The sequence below is a fragment of the Pseudoduganella sp. SL102 genome (assembly GCF_027856995.1).
Classification (GTDB): domain Bacteria; phylum Pseudomonadota; class Gammaproteobacteria; order Burkholderiales; family Burkholderiaceae_D; genus Rugamonas; species Rugamonas albidiflava.
This window is the reverse complement of record NZ_CP115554.1, coordinates 1,398,408-1,417,118: the sequence shown is the minus strand read 5'-3', so window position 1 is coordinate 1,417,118 and position 18,711 is coordinate 1,398,408. Positions and strand designations below refer to the sequence as shown.

General features: G+C 64.4%; 19 protein-coding genes. 8 read left to right on the top strand and 11 right to left on the bottom strand.

All coding sequences use genetic code 11. The features are described from left to right. Positions 1–40: 40 nt before the first annotated feature. Positions 41–1,057, bottom strand: coding sequence for a tRNA dihydrouridine synthase DusB (dusB, locus tag OU994_RS06015; protein ID WP_281610011.1), 1,017 nt, complete (start codon positions 1,055–1,057; stop codon positions 41–43). Positions 1,058–1,331: 274 nt separating this feature from the next. Here dusB and OU994_RS06010 point away from each other — a divergent pair, with 274 nt between their 5' ends. Continuing rightward, positions 1,332–3,719 (top strand): glycoside hydrolase family 31 protein, encoded by a 2,388-nt coding sequence (locus tag OU994_RS06010; RefSeq protein WP_281610010.1) that lies wholly within the window; start codon positions 1,332–1,334, stop codon positions 3,717–3,719. Between the two features lie 464 nt (positions 3,720–4,183). On the opposite strand, the gene OU994_RS06005 is transcribed toward OU994_RS06010, so the two are convergent. From OU994_RS06005 to tyrS, 4 genes are read right to left on the bottom strand one after another with little or no spacing between them, the layout of a single operon-like run. Next, complete coding sequence (locus OU994_RS06005) at positions 4,184–4,825, bottom strand: histidine phosphatase family protein (protein ID WP_281610009.1); 642 nt, start codon at positions 4,823–4,825, stop codon at positions 4,184–4,186. Then, entirely contained in the window at positions 4,822–5,469 is a 648-nt protein-coding gene (locus OU994_RS06000; protein ID WP_281610008.1) for a YbhB/YbcL family Raf kinase inhibitor-like protein, read from the bottom strand. The genes OU994_RS06005 and OU994_RS06000 overlap by 4 nt, the downstream gene beginning before the upstream one ends. Before the next feature lie 22 nt (positions 5,470–5,491). Then, the gene (gene dtd, locus OU994_RS05995) at positions 5,492–5,941 is read right to left on the bottom strand and encodes a D-aminoacyl-tRNA deacylase (RefSeq protein WP_281610007.1); all 450 of its coding nucleotides are present in this window, start codon (positions 5,939–5,941) and stop codon (positions 5,492–5,494) included. Between the two features lie 10 nt (positions 5,942–5,951). After that, positions 5,952–7,220, bottom strand: coding sequence for a tyrosine--tRNA ligase (tyrS, locus tag OU994_RS05990; RefSeq protein ID WP_281610006.1), 1,269 nt, complete (start codon positions 7,218–7,220; stop codon positions 5,952–5,954). A gap of 155 nt (positions 7,221–7,375) precedes the next feature. Between tyrS and OU994_RS05985 the strand changes: the two genes are divergently transcribed. After that, positions 7,376–8,761 (top strand): M23 family metallopeptidase, encoded by a 1,386-nt coding sequence (locus OU994_RS05985; protein WP_281610005.1) that lies wholly within the window; start codon positions 7,376–7,378, stop codon positions 8,759–8,761. Positions 8,762–8,976: 215 nt separating this feature from the next. Beyond that, positions 8,977–10,074, top strand: a complete 1,098-nt coding sequence (locus tag OU994_RS05980) for an anhydro-N-acetylmuramic acid kinase (RefSeq protein ID WP_281610004.1) — start codon at positions 8,977–8,979, stop codon at positions 10,072–10,074. Positions 10,075–10,077: 3 nt separating this feature from the next. On the opposite strand, the gene OU994_RS05975 is transcribed toward OU994_RS05980, so the two are convergent. Beyond that, complete coding sequence (locus OU994_RS05975; protein WP_281610003.1) at positions 10,078–10,287, bottom strand: DUF4287 domain-containing protein; 210 nt, start codon at positions 10,285–10,287, stop codon at positions 10,078–10,080. A gap of 167 nt (positions 10,288–10,454) precedes the next feature. Between OU994_RS05975 and OU994_RS05970 the strand changes: the two genes are divergently transcribed. Continuing rightward, complete coding sequence (locus OU994_RS05970; protein WP_281610002.1) at positions 10,455–10,868, top strand: DUF2061 domain-containing protein; 414 nt, start codon at positions 10,455–10,457, stop codon at positions 10,866–10,868. An 88-nt stretch (positions 10,869–10,956) separates the two neighbouring features. On the opposite strand, the gene erpA is transcribed toward OU994_RS05970, so the two are convergent. The 4 genes from erpA to rplM form a co-directional block, all read right to left on the bottom strand. After that, the gene (erpA, locus tag OU994_RS05965; RefSeq protein ID WP_130186193.1) at positions 10,957–11,319 is read right to left on the bottom strand and encodes an iron-sulfur cluster insertion protein ErpA; all 363 of its coding nucleotides are present in this window, start codon (positions 11,317–11,319) and stop codon (positions 10,957–10,959) included. A 130-nt stretch (positions 11,320–11,449) separates the two neighbouring features. After that, a complete protein-coding gene (gene argC, locus OU994_RS05960; protein WP_281610001.1) occupies positions 11,450–12,487 on the bottom strand; it encodes an N-acetyl-gamma-glutamyl-phosphate reductase in 1,038 nt (345 codons plus the stop codon). A gap of 174 nt (positions 12,488–12,661) precedes the next feature. Further along, entirely contained in the window at positions 12,662–13,054 is a 393-nt protein-coding gene (gene rpsI, locus OU994_RS05955) for a 30S ribosomal protein S9 (protein ID WP_107140763.1), read from the bottom strand. A 9-nt stretch (positions 13,055–13,063) separates the two neighbouring features. Continuing rightward, positions 13,064–13,492: a 50S ribosomal protein L13 gene (gene rplM, locus OU994_RS05950; RefSeq protein WP_107140762.1), complete on the bottom strand. Its 429-nt coding sequence runs from the start codon at positions 13,490–13,492 to the stop codon at positions 13,064–13,066. Positions 13,493–13,759: 267 nt separating this feature from the next. Here rplM and OU994_RS05945 point away from each other — a divergent pair, with 267 nt between their 5' ends. From OU994_RS05945 to OU994_RS05930, 4 genes are all read left to right on the top strand, one after another. Beyond that, positions 13,760–15,193 carry an alpha/beta fold hydrolase gene (locus OU994_RS05945; RefSeq protein ID WP_281610000.1) on the top strand — a complete coding sequence of 478 codons (1,434 nt, stop codon included), beginning with the start codon at positions 13,760–13,762 and terminating at the stop codon, positions 15,191–15,193. A 33-nt stretch (positions 15,194–15,226) separates the two neighbouring features. Then, complete coding sequence (locus OU994_RS05940; protein WP_131147733.1) at positions 15,227–15,961, top strand: ATP-binding cassette domain-containing protein; 735 nt, start codon at positions 15,227–15,229, stop codon at positions 15,959–15,961. After that, the gene (locus OU994_RS05935; RefSeq protein WP_281609999.1) at positions 15,958–17,154 is read left to right on the top strand and encodes an ABC transporter permease; all 1,197 of its coding nucleotides are present in this window, start codon (positions 15,958–15,960) and stop codon (positions 17,152–17,154) included. The genes OU994_RS05940 and OU994_RS05935 overlap by 4 nt, the downstream gene beginning before the upstream one ends. A gap of 121 nt (positions 17,155–17,275) precedes the next feature. After that, on the top strand, positions 17,276–17,698 hold the full coding sequence (locus tag OU994_RS05930; RefSeq protein ID WP_281609998.1) for an OsmC family protein: 423 nt from the start codon (positions 17,276–17,278) through the stop codon (positions 17,696–17,698). A gap of 69 nt (positions 17,699–17,767) precedes the next feature. On the opposite strand, the gene OU994_RS05925 is transcribed toward OU994_RS05930, so the two are convergent. After that, the gene (locus tag OU994_RS05925) at positions 17,768–18,646 is read right to left on the bottom strand and encodes a neutral zinc metallopeptidase (protein WP_281609997.1); all 879 of its coding nucleotides are present in this window, start codon (positions 18,644–18,646) and stop codon (positions 17,768–17,770) included. Positions 18,647–18,711: the final 65 nt, after the last annotated feature.

Here is an 18,711-nt window from a genome sequence, read left to right as displayed (position 1 = left end):
TCTTCTATTTAACGAAATAAGTTGCCGATCTGGCGCCAAGTCAGGCGGCCAGCATGTTTTCGGCGAGGCGGTATTGTAACCGCTCGCCATGCTTCCACTGGGATTCGAAGAAGCTGTCCACGGCGCGCAGTTGGTCGGTGGTGGACTCGAGGCGGTTCATCTCCTGGCGGAAATCCTCCCCGCCCGGGAGGTCGCGCACATACCAGCCGATATGCTTGCGCGCGGTGCGCACGCCCAGGTATTCGCCGTAGAAGGCGTAGTGGGCGCGCAGGTGTTCGTCCATCAGCTTGCGCACTTCGGCCACCAGCGGCGGCGGCAGGTGCGTGCCGGTGCGCAGGTAATGGTCGATTTCACGGAAGATCCATGGGCGGCCCTGGGCGGCGCGGCCGACCATCACCGCATCGGCGCCGGTCTTTTCCAGCACGAAGCGGGCTTTCTCGGGTGTGGTGATGTCGCCATTGGCAACTACCGGAATCCTGACGGAAGCCTTGACGGCGGCGATGGTGTCGTATTCCGCGTCGCCCGTGTAGCCATCGGCGCGGGTGCGGCCATGCAGCGTCAGCATCTGGATGCCGGCCTCTTCCGCGATGCGCGCGATGTTCAGCGCATTCTTGTTGTCGCGGTTCCAGCCGGTGCGGAATTTCAGCGTGACGGGCACGTCGACCGCGCCGACCACGGCATGCAGGATCTTTTCCACCAGGTCCTCGAACTGCAGCAGCGCCGAGCCGCACCAGTTGTTGCACACCTTTTTCACGGGGCAGCCCATGTTGATGTCGATGACCTGGGCACCCTTGTCGACATTGAACTTCGCGCAATCGGCCAGTTCCTGCGGATCGGAGCCGGCGATCTGCACCGCCTTCGGTTCCATCTCGCCGGCGTGGTCCGTGCGCCGCGAGCTTTTCTCGCTGGCCCACACGCGCGGGTTCGCCGCCGCCATCTCGGAAACGGCATAGCCGGCGCCGAGCTCCTTGCAGAGTTGGCGGAACGGGCGGTCGGTAACGCCCGCCATGGGGGCGACGAAGACGTTATTGCGCAGCAGATAGGGGCCGATTTGCACTGGGGTATCAAAGGAAACTTGCCGGAGGAACCCGCAATTCTAACCCAAGCGCTGCTCATTTAATACGCACGAATCTGTATGAAACAGCCATGTGTGCAGCTTTCCGGTTATGAAACAATGGGTTACGGGAAGAAATTTCTCGGACAGGCGTGCCATTGCAAGCGATCCCGCTGCATGGTTGACATAAGGCCAATGCTCCCCGATCATCACGATAGCGCTAACAATGGCGTGTTAGCTAACAAAAACGATCATGGAGATGAGCAAGGAAATGACGATGATGCCCCTCACCGCGCGCCGCCCTGCCGGCACCGCCCCCACCCGGCTGGCCTCGGCCATTGCCGCCGCCTTCGTGTTCGCTGGCGGCACGGCCGGTACCGCCGCTGCCGCCCCATTGGCCACGCTCGACCGCAACGGCGCCTTTGTCTCGGTCGAGGCCTACGGCCCGAATATCGTGCACGTGACGATCGCGGTGGACAAAGCCGAGGTACTGAAGGGCCCGGGTTACGGGATCATCGCCCAGCATGCCGACAACAAGGCGTTCCAGCATCGCCCCGCCGCCGACGGCGACACGTTCACGTCGAACGGCATGACGCTGCGCATCAATCCGGCCGCCGTGCCGTCGATCCCGACGCAGAGCCAGAAATACTTCGCGCCGTCGCTGGCCCCGGTGGGGCTGGAAGTGCGCAATGCGCAGGGGCAGCAGATCCTGAAGATGACGGGCTGGGAAATGTCGCCGCAAACCGTCAACGAGGAAAAGACCTACCAGGTCGGCGCCGAGTTCCACGCGCCCGCCGACGAGCATTACTACGGCATGGGCCAGAACCAGGAATCGCTGTCCGGCCTGGACCTGCGCGGCCGCACGCTCGACTGCAAGCACTGGTACGACGCGCCGGGCGGCGAAACCGTGTGCGTGCCGTTCATGGTGTCGTCGAAAGGCTATGGCATCGTGTGGGACAACCCGTCGGCCACGCGGTTCAGCGCCGGGGTACTGGGCAGCACGCGCTTCCAGTCCAATGTAGGCGAGCGGGTCAGCTTCTTCATCATCACCGGCAAGAATGCCGATGAACTGTATTCCGGCTATGCCCGCCTGACGGGCAAGACGCCGATCCCGCCGAAGGCCGCGTTCGGCCTGATCCAGTCGAAGGCCCGCTACGACAGCCAGGACCAGGTGCTGCGCATCGCCAAGACCTACCGCGAAAAACGCTATCCGCTCGACATCATGGTGGTCGACTGGTTCTACTGGACGCGGATGGGCCAGCTCGACATCGATCCGGCGCAGTTCCCGGACCCGGAAGGCATGAACAAGCAGCTGCACGACATGGGCATGCAGTCGATCATCTCGGTCTGGCCCCGCTTCGAGACGGCGGGCCGCTACTTCAACGAGCTGGACGCCAAGGGCTACCTGCTGAAGGACAAGGATGGCAAGACGCAGGATGGCTTGCCGTTCCGTTCCGACCGCACCGGCGGCCTGATCGACTCCACCAACCCGGCGGCCCGCAAGTGGTTCTTTGAAAAGGTGCGCGACAACGTGCTGTCGCGCGGCTTCGATTACCCGTGGCTGGACGAGACCGAACCGGACCTGGTACCGGACGGCTTCCGTTTTTCGATCGGCACGGGCGACCGCTACCGCAACCTGTATCCGCTGGTGCACGTGGAAGGCTTTGCCGAAGGCATGCGCGCCTGGAAGCCGAACCGCCGCGTGCTGATCCTGTCGCGTGCCGCGTATCTCGGTTCGCAGCGCACCGGCGCGCTGTTCTGGTCGTCCGACATCAAGTCCACGTGGGAAGCGCTGGCGCGCCAGATCCCGGCCGGCCTGAACATGACCGCTTCGGGCATCGCCTACTGGGGCAACGACATCGGCGGCTGGCAAAACCTGCCGCAGACCACGGAAGCCACCAAGGCACCGCTGCTCGATCCATCGGACGCGCGCAATGTCGTCGGCCAGAACCACGATTACCCGGAACTGCACACCCGCTGGTTCCAGTACGGCACGTTCACGCCCACCCTGCGCCTGCACGGCTCGCGCAAGGAAGCCGAGCTGTGGTCGTTCGGCAAGCAGGCCGAAGCGGTGATGGCCAAGTTCAACGCGCTGCGCTACCAGCTGATCCCGTACATCTACAGCCAGGCGAAGATGACGCACGATACCGGCGCGCCCTTCATGCGCCCGCTGTGGATGGACTTCGGCAGCGATCCGAACGTGGCCAATATCGGCACGCAGTACATGTTCGGCCCGGCGTTCCTGGTGGCGCCGGTGACGGAACAGGGCCAGACGGAGAAGAACGTCTACCTGCCGGCCGGCACCGACTGGTACAACTGGTGGACCGATGAAAAGCTGGCCGGCGGGCAGTGGGTGAAGGTGGCCGCGCCGATCGACCAGATCCCCGTCTTCGTCAAGGCCGGCTCCATCGTGCCGCTGGGCGCCGCCGTGCAATCGACCGCCGGCAAGCAGGCGATCGAGCAGATCCGCGTCTACCCGGGCGCCGGCGATGCCGAGTTCACGCTGTACGACGACGACGGGCTGACGTACGACTATGAGAAGGGCAAGGGCGTGGTCAGCGGCAAGCTGCGGTGGAAGCAGTCGGACGGCACGCTGAGCGCCAGCGGCGGACCATCCGGCTTCGCCGCCGCGGCACCGAAGATGGTGAAGGTGATCGGGCGCTGACAGCAAAAACGGTGACAGTCACCATTTATTTGGAAACACTTTCAAATTAATCGGTGTCTGTCACTGTTTAATTTATCGGTGTCTGTCACTGTTTTGAAAACGGTGACAGGCTCTAACGCCGTTGAGTTAAGTCCACCCCAAAAGCAAGTTCTGGGGTCAGACCCGCCGGGGTTAAGCAGGGGTTTCGCGAAGCGTGCTTCGCGCCTGCGGAACGATGCTGGCATGCATGCCAGCATTCCTTCCTGACCCCAGCCCTTCGCTGTTGGGGTGAATGCATGCGCTTTCAAAAACGGTGACAGACACCATTTTTTCGGAAATATTTCCGATTAATTGGAGCCTGTCACCGTTTTTTACAGACACCACTTTTTCGGAAATATTTCCGATTAATTGGAGCCTGTCACCGTTTTTTCGGAAATTGATGTTGCCTTGAAAATAGGGTCCGTCCCCATTTTTGCAGCAATGTTTCAGACGATATCGTCCAGCGCCTGGGCCAGGTGGTCGACGTTGCCCCAGTGCGTGAGCCCCAGCTTGCCGTCGCTGAAGGTGAAGCGGTTGATGCTGGCGTTGCGGACCTGGAAGTCGCGCGGTCTTTCCAGCGTCATTTCGCGGGCGGCGCGGTAGGCGCATTCCAGCACGCCGCCGTGGGCGACGATGGCGATCTTCTGGCCGGGATACTGCGCGGCCCAGCGGCCGATGGCGGCGATGCACCGCGCGTAGAAATGCCGGAAGCTTTCGGCATGGCGCTCGCCGTGCGGCATGACCGAGTCCACATGGCGCCCCTGCCATGCGGCGAAGTGATCGGGATAGCGTTCCTCGATCTCTGTATACAGCAGGCCTTCGAATACGCCATAGCCGCGCTCGCGCAGTTCGCGGTCCGTGTGGAACGGCACGTGGTGGTACTCAGCAACGGCCTCGGCCGTGTGCATGGCGCGCTGCAGGTCGGAAGTGACGATCGCCGCCAGCGGTTCGGCGGCCAATGCCCGCGCCAGCGCGGCGGCCTGGCGCCGGCCGGCGTCGTTCAGGCCGATGTCCAGGTGGCCCTGCAGCCGGCGCACGGCATTCCAGGCCGTTTCGCCGTGGCGGATCAGCAGCAGTTCCGTCGTCATGCGCCTTGCGCGCCTTTCAGGGTATAGGTGCCGATGATCTGTGCCTCGTCGAGGATGTGGCCGTGCAGCGCCGCGAGCGCCTGCTGGGCCGTGAAATCGCCCTCGACGGGCAATTGCGCGACGTCGATCGCATACAGGCGGAAGATGTAGTGGTGTACCTGCTCGTCGTTCCAGGGCGGGCACGGGCCGTCATAGCCGAAGTAGCGGCCATTCATGTCCGGGTCGCCGGCGAACCAGCCGGTGTAGTCGTTCAGGCCATGGCGCAGCTGCGTGCCGCCATCACCGCCGCTGGCGATCAGGGGCCCGGACTTGCCGCGCGCCGTCACGCCGGCCGAGTGCGAGCCGGCGGGCAGGCTGGACAGCGACGGCGGAATATCCACCAGTGCCCAGTGATAGAAGTCGCCGCGCGGCAGTTCCACCGGCAGCGTGCGGCCTTCCTGGTTGACATCGGTGCCGACGGTGGGCGCGTCGCCGTCGATGCACAGCAGCACCAGCGACGCGGTGCCGGGCGGGATGTCGTCCCACGCCAGGTGCGGGTTGCGGTTGCCCGCCAGGCGCACGCGCGTTGCCGGGCCGGGTTCCGCGAATGCGAACTCGGCGGGGATCGCGGCGCCATTCTTGAATGAATCGCTCCACAACTTCATAAGTCGTCCTTTAGGTTCATTGTTATTTACTTGGACCTGTCTGGAGCCAGAAGGTTACCGGACCATCGTTGGTCAGCGTGACTTTCATGTCGGCACCGAACTGCCCGGTCGCCACGATGCCATGGCGGGCGCGGGCCTGCCGCACGAAATGATCGAACAGGCGCTGGCCGTCCGCCGGCGCGGCGGCCGGCGAGAATGACGGGCGGGTACCCGAGCGGGTATCCGCGGCCAGCGTGAACTGCGGCACCAGCAACAGGCCGCCGGCCACGTCGGTCACGCTGCGGTTCATCTTGCCGGCGTCATCGGAAAAGACCCGGTACGACAGCAGCTTGCCCAGCAGCGCATCCGCTTCCTTCTCGGTATCGCCCTTCTCGGCGCAGACCAGCACCATCAGCCCGGCATCGATGGCACCGACGACGGCACCCTCGACGACGACCTGCGCCGCCGTTACCCGCTGCAATAAGCCGATCATGATGCAGCGATCATGCCGACAGGGCGATGCGGGCAAACTTGCGCTTGCCGACCTGCAGCACGAACGTGCCGGCTTCGGCCTTCAGGGCCTTGTCGCTGATGACGGTGCCGTCGATTCGCACGCCGCCCTGGTCGATCATGCGCATCGCTTCCGACGTCGATGCGCACAGCCCGGTTTGCTTGAGCAATTGCGCCACACCCAGCGGCGCACCGCTGACGGCGATCTCGGCGATGTCGTCCGGGATGCCGCCCTTGGAGCGGTTGACGAAGTCGGCCAGCGCATCCTCGGCCGCCTGGCGCGAGTGGAAGCGCTCGACGATTTCCTGGGCGATCGCCACCTTGGCATCGCGCGGGTTGGCACCGCCTTCGATGGCTTTCTTCAGCGCCGCGACGTCGTCGAGCGAGCGCCACGACAGCAGCTCGTAGTAACGCCACATCATCGTGTCCGAGATGCTCATCACTTTCGCGAACATGGTATTGGCCGGCTCGGTGATGCCGATGTAGTTGTTCTTCGACTTCGACATCTTGTCGACGCCGTCCAGGCCTTCCAGCAGCGGCATCGTCAGGATGCACTGCGGTTCCTGGCCCCAGTCCTTCTGCAGTTCGCGGCCGACCAGCAGGTTGAACTTCTGGTCGGTGCCGCCCAGCTCCAGGTCGCTCTTCAGCGCCACCGAGTCGTAGCCCTGCATCAGCGGGTACAGGAACTCATGGACCGAGATCGGCGTCCCGTTCTTGAAGCGCTTGGCGAAATCGTCGCGTTCCATCATGCGCGCCACGGTATAGCGCGAGGCCAGCTGGATCATGCCGCGCGCGCCCAGCTGGTCGCACCATTCGGAGTTGTAGCGGATCTCGGTCTTCGCCGGATCGAGCACCAGCGAAGCCTGCTTGAAGTAGGTCTGGGCGTTCAGTTCGATCTGTTCGCGGGTCAGCGGCGGGCGCGTCGCGTTGCGGCCGGACGGGTCGCCGATCATGGAGGTGAAATCGCCGATCAGGAAAATCACTTGGTGGCCCAGGTTCTGCAGCTGGCGCATCTTGTTCAGCACCACGGTATGGCCCAGGTGCAGGTCGGGCGCCGTTGGATCCAGGCCCAGCTTGATGCGCAGCGGTACGCCGGTGGCTTCGGAACGAGCAAGTTTCTGAGCGAATTCACTTTCGATCAGCAGTTCGTCCACACCCCTCTTGGCGATGGCCAGGGCTTCTTGTACGGTATCGCTCAGGGGTAACGCGGGAGTTGTTGAAGAGGCAGCAGCAGCGCCTGGCGCCGGGGAGTTTGTATCCATGTATCCGAAAATTTTCTCAAAATGTTGGCGTAGCGCAGGAGTTTGTTATAATGCCCGATCCCGTCAATCTTGCCCAACGAAAACTAAATAAATCAACAAGTTAGAACAAAAAAGCAAAAATTCAACAGTTCAAGCGGCAAATTTTAACTGATTGCATGAACCCTATACATAAGTTCACAAGCTCGCGCTTGTATCATCTGCTAGGTTCGACCCGCAAGGCCCGCATCGTCAGCGCGTCCGCAGTGGCCCTCGCCTTGTGCGCCTTCGGCGCCGCAGGTGTGGCGCCGCTTGCACCGGATGCCGGCGACCTGCCGGTGACCACGGTCACGCAAGATCTCGCCTCTCCGAACCTTTCTTCCCAGCTCACCGCACTCGAAGCCCAGGACGGCACGGAAAAATACGTGCGCGAAGAGCGCATCCGTGCCGGCGACACGCTGGCCACCCTGTTGCAGCGCCTGGGCGTCGATGACCGTGCCGCGGAAACCTTCATCAAGAAGGACAAGACCGCCAAGGCCATCATGCAGCTGCGCAGCGGCAAGCGCGTGCTGGCGCAGACGGACGACAACGGCCAGCTGCTGTGGCTGCGCGCCAGCGTCGTCGACAGCCAGGATACGCCGGTCAAGAATATCGCCGTGACCCGCAAGGGCGAAGGCTTCGTCGCGGCGGAATCGCCCGTGAAGCTGGAGCGCCGCGTGGAAATGCATGCGCGTGAAATCAAGACGACGCTGTTCGCGGCCACCGATTCCGATGCGGACGGTGCGCGCCTGCCGGATTCCGTCACGCGCCAGATCCTGGAAATGTTCTCGAACAATATCGACTTCCGTTCCGACGTGAAGCGTGGCGACCGCTTCAACGTGGTCTACGAAACGTTCTGGCAGGATGGCGAATTCGTCAAGGCCGGCCGTATCCTGGCCGGCGAGTTCACCACCCGCGGCGTGACGCACCAGTCCGTGTGGTACGAAGATCCGGTCAGCAAGCAGGGCGGCGGCTACTACAGCCTGGATGGCAAGGCGCTGAAGAAAGGCTTCCTGAAGTCGCCGCTGGAGTTTTCCCGTATCTCGTCCGGCTTCTCGATGCGCGTGCATCCGATTTCCGGCAACTGGAAAGCCCACAAGGGCATCGACTTCGCGGCACCGACCGGCACGCCGATCCGCGCCGCGGGCGATGGTGTGGTCGATTTCGCGGGCACCCAGAATGGCTACGGCAACGTGGTCGTGCTGAAGCACTGGAGCAACTACACCACCGCGTATGCGCACATGAGCCGCTTTGCTTCGGGCTTGAAGAAGGGCCAGAAAGTACGCCAGGGCGAACTGATCGGCTACGTGGGTTCGACCGGCTGGTCGACCGGCGCGCACCTGCACTACGAGTTCCGCGTGGCTGGCCAGTCGAAGGATCCGACCAAGCTCGGCTCCATCACGCAGGCACCGCTGACCGCCGCCGAAATGGCGCGCTTCAAGACGGTGTCGAACGAAATCGCCCACCGCTTCGCGCTGCTGCGTCCGCAAGGCGCCAGCCCGACCGATACGCTGGCACAGAAGTAAGCGCAACGTACCCCGGCAGACACATCCCGCAGTAGACACATCCCGCAGTAGACACATCCGCAGTAGAAAGACGGCGCCCCGAGGGGCGTCGTTTTTCATCCTCCCTCACTGTGAAGCCAGTTTACGCCCGCGCTCCGGGCCCGACCGTTAGCTGGCTAACACTGAAGCACATCAGGCACAATGCCGCAACATCCACTTGATTTCGCGGGTACTTGATGAGCTTGTTTATTGGAATGATGTCGGGCACCAGCCTCGACGGCGTCGACGGTGTACTGGTCGACTTCTGGGCCGGCAGCGCCCGTACGATGGCGACCCACCACCTGCCCTACCCGCCCGAGCTGCTCGATGAGCTGCGCGCCCTGCAAGCCGCCAGCGACAACGAGCTGGAACGCGAAGCGCTTGCCGGCAACGGCATTGCCCGCGTCTACGCCGCCTGCGCGGCGGCGCTGCTGGAACAGTCCGGCATGCAGGCGGCCGACGTGCGCGCGATCGGCGCCCACGGCCAGACCATCCGCCACCGCCCCGAACTGGGTTTCACACGCCAGACCATCAACGGCGCCCTGCTTGCCGAGCTGACCGGCATCGATGCGATCGTGGATTTCCGTTCGCGCGACGTGGCCGCCGGCGGGCAGGGAGCACCGCTGGTGCCGGCCGCGCACCACGCACTGTTCGGCGCGCAGGGCAAGACCCGCGTGCTGGCCAATATCGGCGGCATCGGCAACATCAGCGTGCTGCAGGCGGGCGGCCACGTCATCGGCTTCGATACCGGCCCCGGCAATGTGCTGATCGACGAGTGGACGCGCCTCCACCTGGGCAAGCCCTACGATGCGGATGGTGCCTGGGCCGCCTCCGGCCAGGAATTGCCGCACCTCCTGGCCGTGCTCCTGTCCGATCCCTATTTCGCCCTCGCACCGCCGAAAAGCACCGGCCGCGACCTGTTCCACCTGGACTGGCTGCGCGCGTGCCTGGCCGGCTTCTCCAGCGCCGCCCCGGCCGATGTCGCCGCGACGCTGACGCGGCTGACGGCCGCATCGCTGGCACAGGCCATCCGCGCCCACGCGCCGGAAACGGACGCGCTGTACGTGTGCGGCGGTGGCGCCTTCAACGGCACGCTGCTGCGCATGCTGGCGGAAGAACTGGGCCAGCGCGTGAACGTGGAGACGACGGCGGCGCTGGGCGCCGATCCGTCCCACGTGGAAGCACTATGCTGGGCCTGGCTGGCCTGGCGCTTCGATGACCGCAAGGCGGGCAACCTGCCCTCGGTGACCGGCGCGCGGGGCGAACGGGTCCTTGGCGCGCTGTATCCGCGCTGACCCCTACTTCGCCTGCGCGAGGTGATGGGCCACGAGGGCGTTCGCATGTCCATGGCCGAGGCCATGTTCGCTTTTCAGCCAGTTCACCAGTTCCATGTGTTTCAGGCCGCTGCCGTGCTCGCCCAACAGGGCGAACCAGTGGCCGACTGGATGACCGTACTTCTGCTCGATCGAGGGGAAATAGGACGCGGGGCCCTTGGGCTGGCTGGACATTGTTCTCTCCTTGTCAAATGGGTTCACCGGTACGACGTGCGGGCAGCGCTATGATCGACAGCTGGCCCATTGTAAAAATCAATCGCTCCGGTGAACACAATTAATTTTGAAATCTGAACGAGAATCGTTATCATCTGTCTCAACCGTTATCCATTGCAGAGGCAGACATGATCGTCGCAGCGAAAAAACTCAGCCAGGTCACCACCCACATGGCCATCGCGTTCACGCTGATGTACGTGATGACGGGTTCGGTGGCCTTCGGCGGCCTCGCGGCGATCCTCGAGCCGGTCATCAACGTGGCGTTCCTGCCGCTGCACGAAGGCTTCTGGCGCCGCCTGAGGGCACGCTCCCGCTACAACGCGACGGCCATGCTGGCAGCTGAAAAACTGAGCCAGACGCTGTTCCACATGGCGGTTGCCTTCGGCGTGATGTTCTGGGCTACCGGCTCGGCGGCTTTCGGCGGCGTTGCGGCCGTGCTGGAGCCGATCCTGAACGTGATCGCGCTGCCCTACCACGACCGCCTGTGGGACCGCCTGGAGCAGCGCCTGGCGGCGAATGCCCGCCTTGCGGCGGCGGTCTGATCCCCGGCAAGGCCGCGGTCCCGGACCCTGAACGAAAAAAAGGCGGCCAGCTCGCGCTGACCGCCTTTTTCGTTCAGGCTGAAAAAGCTTACACCGAGAACGAAGAACCGCAGCCGCAGGTCGACTGGGCGTTCGGGTTCTTGATCACGAACTGGGCACCTTCCAGGTCATCCTTGTAGTCGATCTCGGCGCCGATGAGGTACTGGTAGCTCATCGAGTCGATCAGCAGCTGCACGCCGTTCTTGACCATGGTGGTGTCGTCTTCGTTGACGATTTCATCGAACGTGAAACCGTACTGGAAACCGGAACAGCCGCCGCCCTGCACGAACACGCGCAGTTTCAGGTCGGGATTGCCTTCTTCCTCGATCAGCTGGGCCACTTTGTCGGCCGCGCTGTCGGAAAAGACGATCGGTGCCGGGATCACGTCTTGTGCTTCGGCTACTGCATTCATTGGAAACTCCCACTAGAAATCATTGCGGTCATTATAGACCTTTGCGCGCGCCCCTGCTGCGGCACGCTCCATTTCCCTGAGGATATGAGGCAAGGTGTGGCTGATGCGGCACCAGTTCAATGGCAGAACATCAAGGCAGCAGCGCGATCGTGTTCAGGCCCAGGCTTTCTTCCAGGCCGAACATCAGGTTCATGCACTGCACGGCCTGGCCGGAAGCGCCTTTCACCAGGTTGTCCTGCACCACCAGCACGATCACGGTGTTGCCATTGTCCGGACGGTGCACCGCCAGGCGCAGCATGTTCGAGCCCTTGGTGGTGCGGGTTTCCGGATGCGAGCCGAATGGCATCACGTCGATGAACTGCTCGCCGGCGTACGCATCCTCGAACAGCTTTTGCAGTTCGTCGTTGGAGATATCCTTCGTCAGCTTGCCGTACAGCGTGGAATGCATGCCGCGGATCATCGGCACCAGGTGCGGCGTGAACACCAGCGCCACCTTGTCGTTCGTCAGGCGCTGCAGCTGGGCGGTGGTTTCCGGGGTATGGCGGTGGCCAGCCACGCCGTAGGCCTTGAAATTGTCGCTCGATTCGGAGAACAGGATGCCGATCTCGGCCTTGCGGCCGGCACCCGATACGCCCGACTTGCAGTCGGCGATCAGGTTGCCCGCGTCGATGACGCCGGCCTTCAGCAGCGGCGCGAAGCCGATCTGCATCGTGTTCGGATAGCAGCCCGGGTTGGCGATCAGGTTCGCGCCCTTGATCTCTTCACGGTTCAGCTCGACGAGGCCGTACACGGCCTGCTCCAGCAGTTCCGGCGCGGTGTGGTCGATCTTGTACGTCTTCTCGAACACGGCGCGGTCCTTGATGCGGAAATCGGCCGCCAGGTCGATCACCTTGACGCCCTTGGCCAGCAATTCCGGCGCCTGCGCCATCGCCACGCCGTGCGGGGTGGCGAAGAACACGACGTCGCATTGCGTCAGGTCCACCTTGTCCGGCGCGGAAAACGCCAGGTTCACGCGGCCGCGCAGCGACGGATACATGTCGGCCACGGGCAGGCCATCTTCCTTGCGCGACGTGATTGCCGTCAGCTGCACTTCGGGATGGACTGCCAACAATCGCAGCAGTTCCACGCCGGTGTAGCCGGTGCCGCCGACGATGCCAACTTTGATCATGTTCTTGTTCCTTGCAAAAGATGAATGAGTGAGAGCGAATTTTATCAGCCTGTGGTGACAGGCGTCTTACCCGTGCCGGAAAAGCAAAAAAGCCGCTGGAAACCAGCGGCTTTCTCGATTGCCGGCCCGGCGAACCGGGCGGCGGCAGGACAGGAAACGCGAATCGGAAACCGATTAACGCTTCGAGAACTGCTTTGCGCGACGTGCTTTACGCAGGCCGACTTTCTTACGCTCGACTTCACGGGCGTCACGGGTAACGAAGCCGGCACGTGCCAGATCGCCCTTGAGGCCTGCGTCGTAGTCGATCAGCGCGCGGGTGATGCCGTGGCGCACTGCACCTGCCTGGCCGGACTCGCCGCCGCCATGCACGTTGACCTTGATGTCGAAACGCTCGACGTTGCCGGTCAGTTCCAGCGGCTGACGGATCACCATCAGGCCGGTTTCGCGGGAGAAGTACTCGGAAGCAGGCTTGCCGTTCACGATGATCTGGCCGGTGCCGACCTTGATGAACACGCGAGCCACTGCACTCTTGCGACGGCCGGTGCCGTAGTTGTAGTTACCGATCATGTCAGTTCCTTAGAATTCGAGTGCTTTGGGTTGCTGGGCAGCGTGCGGGTGCGAACCTTCGGCGTACACTTTCAGCTTCTTGATCATTGCATAGCCCAGCGGGCCCTTCGGCAGCATGCCCTTGACGGCCTTTTCCAGGGCGCGGCCCGGGAAACGCTGTTGCATTTTCAGGAAGTTCGTTTCGTAGATACCGCCCGGGTAGCCGGAGTGACGGTAGTACGTCTTCTCGGTGGCCTTGGTGCCGGTCACGCGCAGCTTGCCTGCGTTGATGACGACGATGAAATCACCGGTGTCGACGTGAGGGGTAAATTCTGGCTTGTGCTTGCCGCGCAGTCGGCGTGCCACTTCGCTGGCAACACGGCCGAGGACTTTGTCCGTCGCGTCAATCACGAACCAGTCGCGCTGGACTTCATGGCCCTTAGCGGAAAAAGTTTTCATGTTTGACTTCCTAATGAAGATAAAAAATAAACGCTCAAATCGGTGGTTCCGCACAGCGACGCGGTATCAGGTTCGATACAACAGCCGACAGCGGACGCATCCTTCTTATGACTTTTCCTGAGCGAACGGAAAGCCGGCGATTATAGCGTGGCTCCCGCAGCCGGGTCAAGCACTGCAAAGTCGTTCACGGGCCGATCGGCCGACTGTTGCTTCTCGTGCAAAACCCAAGCTAGTATTGCCTACCGATATTGTCGAGAGGGCCCTGCAGTGCGCTTTCCCCTTGTTTTCCCCCTGCTGTTCGCCGCACAGATGGCCCTGGCCGCGCCGATGCCCGCGCCGGCGCCGCAGGCCGGCCGCACGTGCCACCTGCCCGGCGCCGAGGAAGCGCTGCGCTGCGTGACGGTGCGGGTACCACTCGACTATGGCAAACCCGGCAAGTCCATCGCGATCCACGCCACGGTGGCCCCGGCCTTCCGCGAAGCGGCGCGCGGCGACCCGCTGTTCGTGCTGGCCGGCGGCCCCGGCCAGGCCGGCAGCGATATCCTGCCGGTGGTGCAAATGGCGATGCGCCGCGTGCGCGCCACGCGCGACATCGTGCTGATCGACCAGCGCGGCACCGGCCTGTCGGGCAAGCTCGATTGCAAGCCGCCGGCCGAGATCGACAGCATGACGGAAGAACAGCTCGATGCGGACGCCCGGCGCTGCATCGAATCGCTGGGCGCCCCCTACGGCAGCTACACCACCGATGCGGCGGCGCGCGACATCGACCGGGTGCGGCTGGCGCTGGGCTACGGGCAGGTCAACCTGTGGGGCGGTTCGTACGGTACCCGCCTGGCGCAGCACTACGCGCGCCTGTTCCCGGCCAACGTGCGCGCCCTGGTGCTCGACGGGGTGGCCGCGCCGGACCAGGTGATTCCCGCCGCCGGGCGCGACGCCCAGGCCGCCCTGGATACCACCTTCCGCCAATGTGAACGGAACGCGGCGTGCGCCCGCGCGTTTCCCGCCCTGCGTGCGGAATTCGCCTCGCTGGCGGCGCGGCTGGCCAAAGCGCCAGTCAGCATCGAGATGGCTGATCCGCGCACGGCCGCGCCGCGCACCGTGACGATGAGCCTGCGCCGCTTCACCGCCACCGTGCACCGCGCGCTGTATTCGCAGGCCGACGCGCACACGCTGCCGTTCCTGATCCACAGCGCGTTCCGGGACCGCTGGGAACCGTTCGTCGCCCAGAGCAACCGCGACAGCGACTTTGTCACCGATGGAGCGATGGCCGGCCCGCTGTACCTGGCCGTGGTGTGCGCCGAGGATTTTCCGCTGCTGACACCACGACTGGTGGCCGAGGATGCGCGCGGCTCGTTCCTCGGCACGCCGCAGGTCACGCAGCTGGCCGCGCTGTGCCCGGTCCTCGACGTCCAGCCCGTCGTCCATGGCGCGCCGGCCCGGATCGACGCACCGGCGCTGCTGCTGTCCGGCGCGCAGGATCCGGTGACACCACCACGCCGCGCGGAAGCGGCGGCCAGGCTGATGAAGGCGGCCCAGCACCTGGTGGTGAAAAACGGTGGCCACATCGTTTCGCCGCTCGGCTGCCTGCCGCGGCTGATGCGCGAATTCCTGGATGCGCCGCACCAGCGCGTGGCCGCGCAGTGCCTGGACGAGATTCCCGCCCCCACGTTCCAGCTGAACAGCGCCGGCCCGCAACCCTGAACGGATCAACCACGGATCAATGGCAGACAAGCGATGATAGAAGTCCACGACGTCAGCAAGCATTTCGGCAAGGTGCAAGCCCTGGCCGGTGCCACCTTCACCGCGCGCGATGGCCAGGTAACCGCCCTGCTGGGCCCCAACGGCGCCGGCAAGACCACCCTGCTGCGCCTGCTCGTCGGCCTGCTCGGGCGCGACGGCGGCACGATCCGCATCGACGGCATCGATCCCGGCACCGATCCGCTGGCGGCCCGGCGCAGTATCGGCTTCCTGACCGACCAGTTCGGACTGTACGACAAGCTGTCGACGCGTGAGTACCTGCGCTACTTCGGCGAATTGAACGGCATGGACCGCCGCGCCATCGACAGCCGCATCGACGAGGTGACGGCGCTGCTGTCGCTGGAAGATATCCTGGAACGCCGTGCAAAGGGCTTCTCGCAGGGCCAGCGCATCAAGGTGGCACTGGCGCGCACGCTGCTGCACCGCCCGCGCAACCTGCTGCTCGACGAGCCGAGCCGCGGCCTGGACGTGATGAGCACCCGGGCGCTGCGGCGCGCGCTGGCCGCGCTGCGGGCCGACGGCTGCTGCGTGATCATGGCCACCCATGTGATGCAGGAAGTGACCAATTCCTGCGACGACGTGATCGTGATCGCGCGCGGCGCCACGGTGGCGCAGGGCTCGCCGCAATCGCTGTGCGAACGCACCGGCATCGCCAGTCTGGAAGACGCCTTCGTCAAGCTGGTCGGCACCGACGAGGGGATTTCCGCATGAAGCCGCGCACCAGGCCCCTGTTCATCGTCGTGTTCCTGAAGGAGTTGCGCGAAACGCTGCGCGACCGGCGCGCGCTGTCGCTGCTGCTGGTGTTCGTGCTGATGTATCCGCTGATGGTGGGCGGCATCCTGAACCAGCAGATCAACCGCGCCACGGCGTCGGACAAGGAAGGCATCGAGCTGACCGTGATCGGCGCATTGCATGCGCCGACGCTGATGGCGCAGCTGAAGCAGAGGAACGTCAACGTGACCGATGCGCCGCCGATGCCGGAAGAAGACATTACCGCCCTGCTGCGCGCGCAGAGGACAGCAGCAGTACTGCGGCTTGGCAACAGCTACGGCAGCGATTACCGCGACATGCGCCCCGCGCGGATCGAACTGTGGTTCGACTCGGCCACGGACAATGGCCGCAGGGTGCGCGATATCGAGGATGTGCTGCGCGCCTACGGCAACACGATCGCCGGCGCGCGGCTGCTGGCGCACGGGGTATCGCCGGCCACGCTGGTTCCGATCCAGGTGCAGCGCTACGACACGGGCACCAGCGCCTCGCGCTCGGCTTCCGTGATCGGCACGATGCTCGGCATGTTCTTCATCCCCGCCTTCTTCTTCGCCCTCAGCCCCGCCGTCGACAGTACCGCCGGCGAACGCGAGCGGCGTTCCATGGAAGTGCTGCTGGCGCAGCCGGCCCGCACGATCGACCTGGTGGCCGGCAAGTGGTTCGCCGCGTCCGCCGTGGCGCTGGTTGGCCTGGTGGTGGAACTGTGCATGGCGCACGGTGTGCTGAAATGGCTGCCGCTGGAGGAGATCGGCATGTCGTGGCGCCTGACCTGGAGCGACCTGGTGCTGGTGTGCCTGGTCTCGGTGTCGCTGCCGCTGTTCGCCGCCGCGCTGGAGATCGCGCTGGCGATCAATGCGAAAACGTTCAAGGAAGCGCAAACCACGGCCAGCTTCGCCATGATCATCCCCATGGTCCCGGTGATCGTGGTGCCGATGCTGGACCTGGCCACGCAACTGTGGATGTACCTGGTGCCGCTGCTGGCGCACCAGACGCTGCTGCGCGAACTGGCCAAGGGCCAGGCGGTGGGCCCGCTGCCGTTCCTGCTGACGTTCGGCAGCAGCCTGCTGGCGGCGCTGGCGTGCGTTGCCTTCACCAACTGGCGGATGAAGAGCGAGCGCTACATGATGGGCGTGTAGGGTTGGCAAATGGGGGTGAAGGCGGGACGGCGAAAGCGGCCGGCGAAGGCGTCTCCGGCAGCCGCGGCCGGGCTGATTTACAATCGCACGTCAATATTGTCAGAGTTATCCGGAGATCGAAATGGAAGTCAAAGTCAGCTGGAACGGCCCGTCGGGCATGAGTTTTCGCGCCCAGACGGGGTCGGGCCACATGGTCGTGATGGATGGCGCGCCCGAAGGCGGCGGCCACAACCTGGCGCCGCGGCCGATGGAAATGGTCTTGCTGGGCACCGGCGGCTGCACGGCCTACGACGTGGTGCTGATCCTGAAACGGGGCCGCGCCGACGTGCGGGGCTGCGACGTCACGCTGCGGGCCGAGCGCGCCGATACCGATCCGAAGGTCTTCACCCGGATCAACTTCCACTTCGTCGTCACCGGCAAGGATCTGAAACCGGAAGCGGTGGAACGCGCCGTCAACCTGTCGCACGACAAGTACTGCTCGGCCAGCATCATGCTGGCCAAGACGGCCGAGATCACGCACTCCTTCGAGATCGTCGAAGCCTGAGGGTCCCTTGAACTGGCGCGCCGGCGCCTGAGCGGCGCTTCAGCTGGCGTGCCCCGAACCTGAGCAGCCTTACAGCTGCCGCGCCTTGAAGGTATCGCACTGCGCCACGTCGCCAGATTCGAGCCCGGTGCGGAACCAGCGCGTGCGCTGCGCCGAAGTGCCGTGCGTGAAGGAATCCGGCACCACGTGACCCTGCGCCTGGCGCTGCAGGGCATCGTCGCCGATCGCGGTGGCGGCCGACAGCGCCGCTTCCACGTCACCCTGCTCGAGGATCTGCCGCGACCGGTTCGCATGGAAGGCCCACACGCCGGCAAAGCAGTCGGCCTGCAATTCCAGCCGCACTGACAGCGCGTTTCCTTCCGTCTCGCTGGCGCTCTGCTGCGCCTGGTGCACCTGGTCCGACACGCCCAGCAGGTGCTGCACGTGGTGTCCCACTTCGTGCGCGATCACGTAAGCCTGCGCGAATTCACCGGAGACGTGGAAGCGCTCCTTCATCAGGCGGTAGAAGGCGAGATCGATGTACACCTTGCGGTCGGCCGGGCAGTAGAACGGCCCGGTGGACGACTGGCCGGTGCCGCAGGCGGTGGAGGTGCGGCCGGTGAACAGCACCAGCGTGGGCGGCTGGTACTGCGCGCCCTGGGCGCTGAACAGCGCGGCCCAGGTATCCTCGGTATCGGCCAGCACCGTCTTCATGAAGCGGGTTTCGGTGTCGTTGGCGGTCGCCTTCGGGCCGGTCGCCTGCTGCTGCGGCGGCGCGCCGCCTTCCATGCCGCCCAGCAGGGTGAGCGGATTGATGCCGAAGACAAAGGACAGGATCAGCGCGATGACAACGCCGCCGATCGACAGCGAGCCGCCGCCAAAGCTGAATCCTCCGCCACCGCCACCGCCGCCGCCATCGCCGCGGCGGTCTTCCACGTTATCGCTTTCCCGGTTGCCTTCCCACTTCATGATGTTTCTCCGTGATCATTTTGACCACACTATACGATGGCGGGCGCGGCGAACGGCGCATGTTA

Excerpts from the sequence above, each read along its gene's own strand:
- OU994_RS06010 (WP_281610010.1), top strand. The coding sequence starts at position 1,332 with ATGATGCCCCTCACCGCGCGCCGCCCTGCCGGCACCGCCCCCACCCGG.
- OU994_RS06005 (WP_281610009.1), bottom strand. The coding sequence starts at position 4,825 with ATGACGACGGAACTGCTGCTGATCCGCCACGGCGAAACGGCCTGGAAT.
- OU994_RS06000 (WP_281610008.1), bottom strand. The coding sequence starts at position 5,469 with ATGAAGTTGTGGAGCGATTCATTCAAGAATGGCGCCGCGATCCCCGCC.
- dtd (WP_281610007.1), bottom strand. The coding sequence starts at position 5,941 with ATGATCGGCTTATTGCAGCGGGTAACGGCGGCGCAGGTCGTCGTCGAG.
- tyrS (WP_281610006.1), bottom strand. The coding sequence starts at position 7,220 with ATGGATACAAACTCCCCGGCGCCAGGCGCTGCTGCTGCCTCTTCAACA.
- OU994_RS05985 (WP_281610005.1), top strand. The coding sequence starts at position 7,376 with ATGAACCCTATACATAAGTTCACAAGCTCGCGCTTGTATCATCTGCTA.
- OU994_RS05980 (WP_281610004.1), top strand. The coding sequence starts at position 8,977 with ATGAGCTTGTTTATTGGAATGATGTCGGGCACCAGCCTCGACGGCGTC.
- OU994_RS05975 (WP_281610003.1), bottom strand. The coding sequence starts at position 10,287 with ATGTCCAGCCAGCCCAAGGGCCCCGCGTCCTATTTCCCCTCGATCGAG.
- OU994_RS05970 (WP_281610002.1), top strand. The coding sequence starts at position 10,455 with ATGATCGTCGCAGCGAAAAAACTCAGCCAGGTCACCACCCACATGGCC.
- erpA (WP_130186193.1), bottom strand. The coding sequence starts at position 11,319 with ATGAATGCAGTAGCCGAAGCACAAGACGTGATCCCGGCACCGATCGTC.
- argC (WP_281610001.1), bottom strand. The coding sequence starts at position 12,487 with ATGATCAAAGTTGGCATCGTCGGCGGCACCGGCTACACCGGCGTGGAA.
- rpsI (WP_107140763.1), bottom strand. The coding sequence starts at position 13,054 with ATGATCGGTAACTACAACTACGGCACCGGCCGTCGCAAGAGTGCAGTG.
- rplM (WP_107140762.1), bottom strand. The coding sequence starts at position 13,492 with ATGAAAACTTTTTCCGCTAAGGGCCATGAAGTCCAGCGCGACTGGTTC.
- OU994_RS05940 (WP_131147733.1), top strand. The coding sequence starts at position 15,227 with ATGATAGAAGTCCACGACGTCAGCAAGCATTTCGGCAAGGTGCAAGCC.
- OU994_RS05935 (WP_281609999.1), top strand. The coding sequence starts at position 15,958 with ATGAAGCCGCGCACCAGGCCCCTGTTCATCGTCGTGTTCCTGAAGGAG.
- OU994_RS05930 (WP_281609998.1), top strand. The coding sequence starts at position 17,276 with ATGGAAGTCAAAGTCAGCTGGAACGGCCCGTCGGGCATGAGTTTTCGC.
- OU994_RS05925 (WP_281609997.1), bottom strand. The coding sequence starts at position 18,646 with ATGAAGTGGGAAGGCAACCGGGAAAGCGATAACGTGGAAGACCGCCGC.